The organism is Capnocytophaga sp. HP1101, from assembly GCF_054772415.1.
Map to the genome: position 1 here is coordinate 23,815 of NZ_BPUU01000007.1, position 12,503 is coordinate 36,317.

General features: G+C 37.8%; 9 protein-coding genes. All 9 read right to left on the reverse strand.

The window, feature by feature from the left end:
• Window positions 1–13: 13 nt before the first annotated feature.
• Window positions 14–850, reverse strand: a complete 837-nt coding sequence (locus RCZ04_RS05110; RefSeq protein ID WP_460484882.1) for a hypothetical protein — start codon at window positions 848–850, stop codon at window positions 14–16.
• Window positions 851–1,274: 424 nt separating this feature from the next.
• A complete protein-coding gene (locus RCZ04_RS05115; RefSeq protein ID WP_460484883.1) occupies window positions 1,275–1,925 on the reverse strand; it encodes a potassium channel family protein in 651 nt (216 codons plus the stop codon).
• A 3-nt stretch (window positions 1,926–1,928) separates the two neighbouring features.
• A complete protein-coding gene (locus RCZ04_RS05120; RefSeq protein ID WP_460484884.1) occupies window positions 1,929–3,257 on the reverse strand; it encodes a TrkH family potassium uptake protein in 1,329 nt (442 codons plus the stop codon).
• A 139-nt stretch (window positions 3,258–3,396) separates the two neighbouring features.
• Window positions 3,397–4,866, reverse strand: coding sequence for an IMP dehydrogenase (gene guaB, locus RCZ04_RS05125; RefSeq protein ID WP_460484885.1), 1,470 nt, complete (start codon window positions 4,864–4,866; stop codon window positions 3,397–3,399).
• Window positions 4,867–5,015: 149 nt separating this feature from the next.
• Window positions 5,016–6,560 carry a sialidase family protein gene (locus RCZ04_RS05130; RefSeq protein ID WP_460484886.1) on the reverse strand — a complete coding sequence of 515 codons (1,545 nt, stop codon included), beginning with the start codon at window positions 6,558–6,560 and terminating at the stop codon, window positions 5,016–5,018.
• Window positions 6,561–6,677: 117 nt separating this feature from the next.
• Window positions 6,678–7,250: a PhnA domain-containing protein gene (locus RCZ04_RS05135; RefSeq protein WP_460484887.1), complete on the reverse strand. Its 573-nt coding sequence runs from the start codon at window positions 7,248–7,250 to the stop codon at window positions 6,678–6,680.
• A 39-nt stretch (window positions 7,251–7,289) separates the two neighbouring features.
• The gene (locus RCZ04_RS05140) at window positions 7,290–9,596 is read right to left on the reverse strand and encodes a TonB-dependent receptor domain-containing protein (RefSeq protein WP_460484888.1); all 2,307 of its coding nucleotides are present in this window, start codon (window positions 9,594–9,596) and stop codon (window positions 7,290–7,292) included.
• Between the two features lie 98 nt (window positions 9,597–9,694).
• Entirely contained in the window at window positions 9,695–10,057 is a 363-nt protein-coding gene (locus RCZ04_RS05145; protein ID WP_460484889.1) for an EthD domain-containing protein, read from the reverse strand.
• A gap of 129 nt (window positions 10,058–10,186) precedes the next feature.
• Window positions 10,187–12,073 (reverse strand): heat shock protein Hsp90 family protein, encoded by a 1,887-nt coding sequence (gene htpG / locus RCZ04_RS05150; protein WP_460484890.1) that lies wholly within the window; start codon window positions 12,071–12,073, stop codon window positions 10,187–10,189.
• Window positions 12,074–12,503 lie beyond the last annotated feature (430 nt).

Sequence of the window (12,503 nt, forward strand, 5' to 3'; positions counted from 1 at the left end):
CAAATACATTCTTCTACCGTTCCAAAAATTTAGCATTAAAACTTTTATTTAGTGAATTATATATCAAAATCCCTTTTTCCTTTTCTCCATCTTTATTTCTCAAAAACACTTCTATTTGACTTTTAATTTTTCCCCTTTCTGTATAATAATGATTTAAGAAAAAATAATTGAATAAAAAAGAATAGCAAAAGTATTCTGTCCATTCATTAAAAGTAATACTTTTTTTTTCATAACTATTAGGTTTGAAATTATGCAAATCTATTCTTCCTTTTTTAAAAAATGAATAATTGCAATGCGCAAAAGCATTTCTTAACTGAGAACGATATCCTTTTGTCATAACTTCTGCTATTTTTAATCCTTTTTCTTTAAACTTATCTCTTAATTCTTCTCTGATGAACTTTTGCTTTGATTCTCCATTTTCAGAATTTGGAGCTTTCACTTTCCAATCATATTCCTCATTTAAACACAAATTCGATATTTGTTTTAATTGTTTCAGAAAATTATCAGCCTCCCATATATGTGTGTATATCATCATTTCAATAGTAACAGCTTCTAATTCATCTGTTGTTTTATCTAAACTAGAAAAAGAGTAATAACTATTTATATATTTTGTTAAGAAATTAATCCTATCAATATCAATTAATCTATCAATGGAATAATCTATAATATATTCGCTATAGTCTTCAATATATTTAATTTTATCATCCTCTTTTGGCACATAACAACAATTTGCTAAAAATAAATAATAATCATTTTTATCCTTTTGATTATTTTTTGCAAACTCAAACAATTCTTTCACTGCTTGCTCTACTTCATTTTTTATTTCTTCAAATCTTTCAAGTTTTATCATTTTTCTATATTTTTTTTAAATGTTTATACTTAATACTTATAAAATAACTACGAAAATTCGTTTTCTATTATTCTATTAATCTAAATTTTAGTTTCTTCTGTTAAGTTTTTATTAATCATCTCCAATATATCGTCTTCTTCATTCACCAACTTTGCCAAAGTTTAAAACTTTGGCAAAGTTGATAGCTAAAATATTGTCTCTTTAATCAAAAATATTGTTTCATTAATCTATTTTTTAGATTCCGTAATCAATATAAATTGCTTACGGAAGCTAAATTATTGTCAGCGTAATCAAAAATATTGCTTCGGGAAGCTATTTTATTGCTTACAGAAGCATTCAGTTTTATTACAGAAGCATTTGCAACTGCAAAATAAACTAAAAATTAGATTCCAGAAACTAAAAATTAGCTTCTGGAATCATTTTTTTAAACTACTCTGTCAATTACATTGGTGTTGGAGAGTATAATTAAGAGGTCGTCTTTATTGAGTTTGATATTAGGGTCGGGCGTTACGTTCATTTTGCCATCAGAATGTTTTACCGCCAAAATATTTATCTCGTATTTGTGTCGCAAATTGAGTTCCATCAACGATTTTCCTACATAACTCTTCGGTACTTTTACTTCGTAGATAAAATAATCTTCAGCAAATTTAAAATACTCTATAATCGTAGGTCGTAAAACGGAATAGGCTACTTTTTCACCCATTAATTCTTCGGGAAATACTACTTGGTTAGCCCCAATTTTGTATAACACCTTTTCTTGAGTGTGATTCACGGCTTTGCAAATCACATTCTTAACTCCTAATTCCTTTAACTGTAAAGTAATAAGGATACTTGCTTGAATATTATCGCCTACGCTCACAAAAGCGGTATCAAAATCATCGCGAACTACGTTTTTAAGAGCAATTTCATCGGTAGCGTCCAAAATAATCGCTTCATCGATGATGCCTTCGTTGAGCGCTTGCTTGATTACGCTTTCGCGCGAATCTATTGCCAGCACAGTCGCTTTGTTTTTAAAGAGTGTTTTGGCTACCGATTTGCCAAATTCTCCTAATCCTATGACTAAAAAATTCTTCATAATCTATCCTATTAAAATATTTTCTTTAGGGTATTTGTAATTTCCTTCGGCACGTGGTCTTGAAAGGGCAAGCACAATAGTAAGAGGTCCTACCCTACCCAAAAACATTGTAAATATCAAAATAAATTTCGAACAAATGCCTAATTGCGGGGTAATGCCAGTGGAAAGTCCGCAAGTACTGAATGCCGAAATGAGTTCAAAAGCTATTTTAGTAAATTCTATATCGGGTTCTAAGGCTGTAAGCACAATAATCATCGTTAGCACATACATCATTGCAATAAAAACGAGTGCCGAAGCTTTATTGAAGAGCTTCCAAGAGATGCGCCTCTTTGAAAATTCGATATAATTCTTATTAAACAATGCTGTTTTAATCCCTAAAAACAAGATGCCAATAGTAGTTGTTTTCACTCCAGAACCTGTGGAATTAGGTGATGCCCCAATGAACATAAACGTTACGCAAAAAAGAATGGTGGCACTACTTAAATGCTCCAACGGAATAGTATCGAAACCGGCAGTACGCAAACTCACCGAGTGAAAAAAGCTAATAAGCAAACGGTGAAAAGTACTTTTACCATAAAGCGTGTGATAATTGCTATACTCTAAGGTAAAAAACAAAAACGTACCCGCAACGAGCAAGATAATCGTCATTATGATAGAAAATTGAGAGTTAATATCTAAACGACGACGCTTTTTGGTGAGATATTCATAAGTTTGGATAATGGTAGTAAAACCAATTCCGCCAAAAATAATCAAAAAAGCGAGTACACAATTCACAAAAACATTAAATGTATACCCTTCAAAGCTATGCGGAAACAAAGAAATTCCGGCATTACAAAATGCTGAAACCGAGTGAAACACCGCCATAAACAACGCTTGGAAAAAAGAGTATTCTTGAATGAAAGAAGCAAACAAAAAGACAGCTCCTATTGCCTCAAAAATCAAAGTGATAAGCACCACACGCTTAGTAACCACATAAATATCGTAACTTTTGTTGTGATTAATCCCTTCGGCAACCAAGCGTTTGGTATAAAATCCAATGCGTTTGACGATGAGCAACACCAGCACCGAAGAAATAGTGAGCACCCCCAATCCGCCAAACTGAATAAGCACTAATAATATGAGTTTACCCCAAATGGTAAACGTCACACTCATATCAATTACTGAAAGACCTGTAACGGTTACCGCCGAAGTAGCTGTAAAGAGCGCTTCGGAAAAAGAAATATCTTTATCAGGGAAATGTGCAAAGGGCAACATCAATAATAATGCTCCTACCACTATCAAACCAATGAAAGAAAGCATTATAAGTGTATATGGTGATATTCTTTTTAACATTTATGACAATAGTTAATGTATTTTCAAGGGGCAAAAGTACAAAATAATCTGGGAGTTTGTATCTTTTTATTATTTATTACATAAATGAGGCTGTCTAATCTTTTCAGACAGCCTCATTTTTGGAAGTTTTATTCATTTATTAGCGTGAATAATTAGGAGCTTCTTTGGTGATGGTAATATTATGGGGGTGGCTTTCGGTAATTCCGCTTGCAGTGATGCGCACAAAGCGACTCACGGCTTGCAAGGCTTCAATATTGTTTGCGCCACAGTATCCCATACCTGCGCGTAAACCACCGATGAACTGATGCATACTTTCTTGCAGTTCGCCTTTGTATGCCACGCGTCCTACAATGCCTTCGGGAACTAATTTTTTGATATCGTCTTCAACATCTTGGAAATAGCGGTCTTTACTACCTTGGTTCATAGCTTCCACCGAGCCCATACCGCGATAAGATTTGTATTTTCTACCTTCAAAAATGATTGTTTCGCCTGGTGATTCTTTAGTGCCAGCAAGCAGAGAGCCAAGCATCACACTATTAGCACCTGCAGCGATGGCTTTTACGATATCGCCAGTATAACGAATGCCTCCGTCGGCAATCACAGGGATTCTTTTACCTTTAAGAGCAGAAGCGACGTTCATCACCGCTGATAATTGAGGATAACCGACACCTGCTACGACTCTGGTAGTGCATATAGAACCTGGCCCGATGCCTACTTTCACTGCATCAACACCATTTTCGGCTAAATAAAGGGCAGCTTCGGCAGTAGCGATGTTTCCTACCACAACATCTAAGTCGGCAAACTTATTTTTCACGGCTTTAAGAGCTGAAATAACACCTTTGGTATGACCGTGAGCTGTATCGATAACCACCGCATCAACTCCTGCTTGTACGAGGGCTTCAGCGCGGTCTACCACATCGGCAGTAACGCCTAAGGCTGCTGCTACGCGCAAGCGTCCTAAGCTATCTTTGTTAGAAATAGATTTTTCTTGCAAGTTGGCAATGTCTCGGAAAGTAATAAGACCTACTAATTTGTAGTTTTTATCTACTACGGGGAGTTTTTCTACCTTACTGCGTTGTAAAATACCCTCAGCTTCCTTCATAGAAGTGCCTTCGTTGGCAATCACGAGGTTTTTAGAGGTCATTACTTCGGTTATCGGGCGATTATTATCGTGTTCAAAGCGTAAATCTCGGTTGGTTACAATACCTTTTAAGATTCCGTTATCATCAACAATGGGAATACCACCAATACTATTTTCTTTCATACAGCGTTTTGCATCACTCACCTTGCTATTTAAGGGAAGCGTAACAGGATCGATGATCATACCGCTTTCGGCACGCTTTACTTTGCGTATTTGTTTGGCTTGCTCCTCAATAGTCATATTTTTGTGAAGCACCCCGATGCCTCCTTCGCGTGCCATAGCTATTGCCATAGCTGCTTCGGTAACAGTATCCATAGCCGCAGAGACAATGGGAACATTCAAGGTAATGTTGCGCGTAAAACGAGAGGTAATTGACACTTCACGAGGTAATACCTCGGAATAATTGGGGATAAGAAGGACATCGTCATAGGTAAGCCCTTCATTAATAATTTTATTTTGGAAATCCATTTTAAAAAGAGAATTTAGTTGCGTGCAAATGTACTTCATTTTTTATATACAAAGCAAATTTTTTAAGCATTTTAAATCTTAAAATATTGAAAACAAATAGAGACGATGCTTTTTACATCGTCTCTATTAGATTACAATTTCTTTTATTTTTACTTTATAAATTCCTTAATAGGTACTTTTTGGAAATACAAATCACCGTTGCCTTCATAAAGAATACCGACGTATTTATTATCGATTATAGTAAGGCAAGAATAGCCCATACTACCTTGTTCGTGAAGCAATACAGAAGGAAGCTTATCCCAAGTATTGCCCTCATCATCACTCACCTTAACAGTCATATTCACACGACCTTTCTTGCTATTAGGATTTGAGAAGAACAAATATTGTTTATCTTTTTTATCTTTATAAGAAATAATACTCGCCATACAATTAGGTTCAATCAAGGCACTGCGTGAAGTGTTATGTTCTACCCAAGTTTTGCCCATATCTTTTGTAATAGCTACTGAGCGACCGTTTTTGTCATCGGAAATATTAGTATTAGTACGGTTGCGATCGTCGCGCATATTAAGCATTAGTGAACCATCGGTAAGTTGCACCACCTGGGCTTCAGTAGTGTGCGATTTAGCCCCCGTACCTACGTGCCACGTTTTACCACTATCTTTACTATAAATGATTGTTGAGTGTGGTACTTGGTCTTTATCTTTAAACTGCCCTGCAAACACAAGCGTACCGTCACTCATTGTAATACCACGACCAGGACCATCGAAAAAGAGATACCACGAAGGATCTTTCATCTGGGAAGTGATGCTTACAGGTTGACTCCACGTTTTGCCATCATCTTCACTTTTCACTACCACTATTTGTCCGGTTTCTTGCGGAGTCATACCTTGTTTGGAGTACCACCAATTCATTTGGTCGGGTGATAAACCGTGTTGCCACAAGCCCATAACCCAGATATTATTAGTTTTCTCATCTACCAAAACAGCGGCATCGCCTACCCCATTGAGTTGGTTAGAGAGACCACCCCATTCGCCCATATCAATTACTCTTTTCATCGGTTCCCACGTTTGTCCGCCATCGGTACTACGACTCATTCCTACATCAATGTCTTCTTGTAGATCTTTGCAATTATTGTAACGATTGTCGTAAATAGCAATGAGAGTTCCTTTGTTGGTAGTGGTAAGCCCAGGAATGCGATAGCACTCCACGCCATCTTGCTTGCGCTGACGCAAGGTAAGGGCGTAACGCTGACCTTCTTTTTTAGCATTAGTAAGCGTAAGTTTTGCTTTATCGGTGGTGAGTATTACTTTTGAGAGATATACTTTTTGTAAGAGATCAGGGGTAACAGTGGTACGCGCTGAGACCCAAACAAAGAGGGAATCATTTGTTACATTGAAGTTGCCGTACAATTTTGTTGTACAGTTTAGATCAGAGGTTTTAGCAAAAAGGGTTGCTTGGTCTCTTTTAGCATTGTTACCTACATAGACAGCGATTTCTGCTAAATCGAGTTTTTTAGCTTTGAAATGTAAAGAAAGGTTTTTGAGGAAGGTTCCTTGTTGTGCAGGGATTTCAAAGGAGGTAATAAGGTTCTCCTTATCAGTAGCCAAAGGCATCTGAGGTTGAGTAAAAGTTCTTGTTTGGCTGTAGCCAAAGTTCAAGAAGACTAATGCGATAATGGTAAATAGTTGTTTCATACATTTATTAATTTTCGGCAAAGATATAGCTTTATTTTTAAACTACCAAATAAAAAATACACCTGTTTATTAATTTCCTTATTAATAAACAGGTGTATTTTTCATCTCTTATCTAAACTAAGCTTTCTTTACGTATTGAGTAAGGATAACTATTTGTTGCCCCTCTACTTTGCCTTCTATATACTGAGCATTCTCGGGGTCGAGGGTGATTTTGCGCACGACGGTGCCTTGTTTGGTAGTCATACTCGTGCCTTTTACTTTTAGGTCTTTGATAAGCACTACATTATCACCATTGGCCAATACTGCCCCATTGCTATCTTTGTGGACTACCTTCTCGCTGTCCTCCAAATGGTCGTCGCTGGCTTGAGCAAAAGCCAACTCTTCCTCATCGAGGTACATCATATTGAGCAAATCTAATGACCAGCCTTCGTTTTTCAAGCGGTTCAGCAGTCGCCACGCCATTACCTTCACAGGGCGATGCTCGCTCCACATACTGTCGTTCAGGCAATGCCAGTGGTTGCTGTCCATCGTTTCAGGGGCTTCTATCTGGGTGCGACAAGTGTCGCATACTAACAGACTGTTATCCACCCCTTCGTTTCGAGCGGGTGGTACGGTGTATACGGTTAGGTGGTCGGTTGCTCCACAGAGCTCACAACAGTTGCCACTACGGGCTTTTAGTTCTTGAATCATATATTAATTTATTAATTACAACGTGTGCAAATACTACACTTATTTATCTTTTATCAATCTGTCTTTTTCTGAATTATCTACTTGTATTTCATTCGTTTTAGAGCGATTGTTACCCATTTTATAGACTACAGAAAAATGAACACTTCGATTGTCGTTGAAAATTCTGTTTTCAAATGTATAAGTGCTATAATCGGCACTATTTCTTGCTATTGTGGTGCTAAAAGGGTCGGTTAAGTAGAGGCTTATTCCCAATTTTTGGTCTAAAAATGACAAAGAAGCTCCTAATCTCATCAAAAAAGTATTCTTGGAAACATACATTTCTTCCACCCCCTTGGTGTTGTACAACATATTCAAAAATACTTTGTTAGTTTTATTCTCATTCAAGGCTATGGTAAGATTAGAGAGCATAGTACCTTGTATACCTCGCAAATTACCATCAGATAGATTTTTGTTAGTAGATTTTGATTGTTGGTAAGATACATTGGCACTACTATAACAAGAGATACGTTTTGAAATCTCCCAATTGTAAGCCAATTCAGAGCCTATGCTATAAGTAGTAAGTGCATTTTTAGGTTGTGTAACTACTGTATTATTGCTGTTTTCAGTAGATACTACAAAAGCCCAATTATCTGCTATTTTAGAACCATATAATGAAAACGATAGATTGCCTTTATACACATACCCCAACTCTATATTGGTAGTGATATTTGGGGACAAATCAGGATTACCTATTTCGTAATTATTAGCATCTTTATAAACCCTAAAAGGGTTCAAATCATATAAGCTTGGTCTTGCGATTCGTTGGTTAAAAGAGAGAGAATAGGCGTGGTTATCATTAGCCTCATAGGAAAAAGAGGCGGTAGGAAACCAATTGTGATAACGCTTTTCATTCGTGATATTTTGAGTTGCTAATATTCCTTCTGTTTGGGTATATTCATACCTTACCCCGGCACTTAAAAAGAGTTTTTCGGTGAGATTGCGAGAAAGATTGAAATAGCTTGCCCATAAGCGCTCTTTATATAGAAAATCATTAGAATTATTGCCAAAATTCACTCTATTATCATTGTTGAAATAAGTGGCTTTAGCTCCTATTTCAAGTTTTGTATTCAATAGTGTCGTTTCTAAATCAGTACCCAAAGCATTGATAGTAAAAGTATAGTCTGTAACTTGTTTTGTGTTTAATTCGGTGGTAGCATTATTTGTATTTTGGTTGTGATTATAGTAAAATTTCAGTTGGCTACCTAAAGTGTCTAATTTTATATCTAAGTAGGGTGAAAAAGAAAGCCCTTTTCGATCACCTAAAGTATTGGTAGTTAATTGCTGAGTTCTCAATAGGCTTTGTTCATTGTTGTAGAATTTAATCTCAGAATGTCCATAAGCATTGTTATCCCAGTTGCTGTAATTAAAGTAAAACCCAAAATTCATTGCCTTAGCTAACTGATAGTCGGCATTGAACTGATGGCTCAAACCTTTGTCAATTCTCTCGGTATTTTCAATTGATTCTCTCAGCTCATCACTAAAAATAAGTTTATTTTTGTTCTCAAAATTTCTACTTTCATCACCGTAAAACAAATTGTAATTGAAGATTAGTTTTTCATTAGAATAGTTGAGCGTTACTGCATTATTTGCACTTGCTTTAGTCCTGAGGATAGCCGTTGAAGATATATTAGCATCAAAACCTGCGTTTTGTTTTCTCTTTAATTTGATATTGATGAGCCCTGTGTTACCTACAGCGTCATATTTTGCTGAGGGGTTAGTAATTACCTCTATTTTATCAATGTTCTCAGACCGCAATGTTTTTAAATAATTCTTTAAATCATCTCCTGAAATATTAAGCAATCTATCATCTACCATTACCAATACGTTGCTTTTTCCAATAATTCTGAGTCCATCACTGGTAGGGTCAATTCGGGGAATGTTTTTGAGCAATTCATCACTACTCACTCTCGTAGAGAGCAGACTATTTTGTACGTTATACACCAATCTATCCGATTTCTTTTCAATGAGTTGCTTTTTTGCTATAACCGTGATTTCTGATAACTGGCGAGAGTTATCTACCATTAACACTCCTAAGTCTGTATTACTTTCAAGTTGTATTGTTTTTTGATATAGTATCTCACCCAAATGCCTTATTGTAAGTGTAAAGTTTCCTTGTTTATTTACCAACAAAACAAAACTCCCCTCTTTTCCTGATAATTCACTTAGGAGAGGTTTGTTGTTCTCATACAATATTACTTCAGCAAATTCAATAGGAAGTTGGTACATATCGGTAACTTTCCCTTTTATTGACTGAGAAAAGAGAGAATAACTGAATAGGATAAAAGAATATAATAACAGATGCTTCATCAATAAGGAGTGTTTTAGTATATCCTTTTGCAAAAGTAGAAGTTTTTATTGAATTATACAAAAAAACTGGTACGAGCCAAAGACACGCACCAGCGTTGTTAAAATATTCTTTCCTCAGTACCCAACCACATTACTGAGTTTGCCATATCTACAAATTTGAGTTCATCAGTACGGAGATCGGTTAAGGCTTTTTGTCCCTCAGGAGTGTTGCGGGCTCTGAGAAAATCGTCTTTGCTATCGTACCACAATTCTCCCATTGCATCAAATGTAAAAGGTTGTGTTTCGCGTTGTGTAGATGATTTTTCATCAGTAGGATGAAAAGGAAATGTCTTAGCATAGTCCTTTATCAGTAAGACTTCTTTGTAACCTATTACTTTTTGAGAATGCGCTTCCCATAACTTTATAAATTCATCTGTGCTAAGCTCAGCTTTTTTACGCACAAACATTATAATTTTGAACATAATCGATATAAATTAAAAGTGATTATTAAAGGGAATAGATTAACTTACCAATTATAAACATCCCCCCTGCCCCCCTAAAAGGGGGAGATGTGATACAAAAGCGACAATACATTGTTAATCAATACGCACTTAATTGGTAATTTCCCAATTTCTCTTTACAAAGTCGGCGAGTTCTTTGCCTTTAAGCAGTCCTTGTGAGAGGCGTGCCAAGTCAAAGGCTTGCTTGATGAGGTTTTCCTTTTGGGCATCGTCTTTAGCGTGGATAATGGCTTCAGCTAAAGGAGCATTGGCGTTCACTACTACGTGATATACTTCGGGGAAGCCGCCCATAGCGAACATTCCTCCGCCCCCCGTAGCACTCATCTCCTTCATTCGGCGCATAAACTCTGGCTGATTGATAACAAATGGGGTATCCTCACTGTCTAAATCCTCCAGCTGCACCATATAGCCGTCCTTAGGGATAACTTTCTCTATCTCAGTTTTGAGAGTATTCTTCTCTTCTTCCGATAGTTTAGCAATTGTAGGCTCTTCTTTCTGTATTAGCTTGGCTACAGGGGCAGCATCTACACGGGTAAAAGTGAGTTTTTCGTTATCGCCTTCTAATTTCTGTATGAGATGCGATACGATAGGACTATCCAACAGTAGCACTATATAGCCCTTTTCTTTAGCTTCCTCAATAGCGGTGTACTGTTGTTCTTTATTTTGGGCGTACAGCACTACGAGCTTACCCTCTTTGTCAGTCTGATTTGCCTTGATAGCCTCTTTCAGTTCCGCCAAAGTGTAGTACTTATCATCGGTAGTGGGATATAGCATAAAGTCGGCTGCTTTTTCGTAGAACTTATCATCGGTAAGCATACCATATTCGAGCACTATCTTAATGTCGTTCCACTTGCTTTGGAAATCCTCACGATTGTTAGTGAAAAGTGATTTCAACTTATCGGCTACCTTGCGGGTGATGTAGTTCGCAATCTTCTTCACATTGCCGTCGGCTTGTAGGTAGGAACGCGATACGTTCAGCGGAATATCAGGCGAATCTATCACCCCTTTGAGCATCGTAAGAAACTCAGGTACAATACCTTCCACGTTATCGGTTACAAACACCTGATTTTGGTACAGCTGTATGCGGTCTTTCTGTAGCTGCATATCGTTGGTCAGTTTCGGAAAGTACAGTATACCAGTAAGGTGGAACGGATAATCTACATTCAGATGTATGTGAAACAGCGGTTCGTCAAACTGCATTGGGTACAGTTCGTGGTAGAATGCCTTGTAATCGTCCTCTTTCAAATCGGCTGGTTGTTTCGTCCACGCAGGGTTGGGGTTATTTACAATGTTATCTACCGTTACGTACTCGGTTTTGTAATCGTCGGGAGCATTTTCGGGGCGTGGCAAAGGCTCTTGCTTGGTGCCGAATTTGATAGGCACGGGCATAAAGCGGTTGTACTTGCGCAACAGTTCCTCAATGCGGTAGTCTTCCAGAAACTCGGTCGAATCATCAGCAATGTGCAGAATGATTTCAGTACCGCGTTCGGTGCGCAGGTCAGTTTCCTCTAAGGTAAACTCAGGGCTACCATCGCATACCCAGCGTACGGCTGGAGCATAGGTATAGGATTTGGTGATGATTTCCACTTGTTTGGCAACCATAAAAGCCGAATAGAAACCCAAACCAAAATGCCCTATCACACCGGCATCTTTAGCTGTATCTTTATATTTTTCCAAGAACTCTTCAGCTCCTGAAAAGGCTATCTGGTTGATGTATTTTTCAACTTCTTTAGCCGTCATACCAATCCCTTGGTCGGTGATGTGTAGGGTTTTATTGTCTTTATCCACCTTCACCTCAATCATCGGATTGCCGTACTCCACCTTCGCCTCGCCTATAGTGGTGAGGTGTTTGAGTTTTAAGGTTGCATCGGTAGCGTTAGAAATAAGCTCACGGAGGAAAATCTCGTGGTCGCTATACAAGAATTTTTTAATCAATGGAAAGATGTTTTCCACAGAGACATTTATATTTCCTTTCATTATTATTTTAGTTAAAAGATAAAATACAGAGCTTACCTTTTACTTTTAAGTGTTATTCATCGCGGGAATATAGCGAAAAGAGTACCAAAGTGACGGGAAATGACAAAATGACAGGTGCGAGGTGGTAGCACGACAGGCAGGTGCGAGGTCGTAGCACGACAGGCATATAGTGCGAGCCGCACAGGCAGATAAATAATTAACGAACAAAAGACCAAAGTAACCTCCCCCTAACCCCCTCCAAAGGGGGAACTGTAGCGACGCAAAGACGGTGCGAGCCGCACAGGCAGATAGTGCGAGCCGCACAGGCAGATAAAGAAGAGACGAACGATGAACGAACAAAAGACGAAGGGAAGACCAAGAGAAAATACTAAAAACATCCCCCCCGCCCCCCTTCAAAGGGGGAGTGTAACGACGCAAAGACGGTGCGAGC

What these genes read in the sequence shown, in the direction of transcription:
- RCZ04_RS05140 (WP_460484888.1), bottom strand. Translation starts at nt 9,596, where the DNA reads ATGAAGCATCTGTTATTATATTCTTTTATCCTATTCAGTTATTCTCTC.
- RCZ04_RS05145 (WP_460484889.1), bottom strand. Translation starts at nt 10,057, where the DNA reads ATGTTCAAAATTATAATGTTTGTGCGTAAAAAAGCTGAGCTTAGCACA.
- RCZ04_RS05130 (WP_460484886.1), bottom strand. Translation starts at nt 6,560, where the DNA reads ATGAAACAACTATTTACCATTATCGCATTAGTCTTCTTGAACTTTGGC.
- RCZ04_RS05135 (WP_460484887.1), bottom strand. Translation starts at nt 7,250, where the DNA reads ATGATTCAAGAACTAAAAGCCCGTAGTGGCAACTGTTGTGAGCTCTGT.
- htpG (WP_460484890.1), bottom strand. Translation starts at nt 12,073, where the DNA reads ATGAAAGGAAATATAAATGTCTCTGTGGAAAACATCTTTCCATTGATT.
- guaB (WP_460484885.1), bottom strand. Translation starts at nt 4,866, where the DNA reads ATGGATTTCCAAAATAAAATTATTAATGAAGGGCTTACCTATGACGAT.
- RCZ04_RS05120 (WP_460484884.1), bottom strand. Translation starts at nt 3,257, where the DNA reads ATGTTAAAAAGAATATCACCATATACACTTATAATGCTTTCTTTCATT.
- RCZ04_RS05110 (WP_460484882.1), bottom strand. Translation starts at nt 850, where the DNA reads ATGATAAAACTTGAAAGATTTGAAGAAATAAAAAATGAAGTAGAGCAA.
- RCZ04_RS05115 (WP_460484883.1), bottom strand. Translation starts at nt 1,925, where the DNA reads ATGAAGAATTTTTTAGTCATAGGATTAGGAGAATTTGGCAAATCGGTA.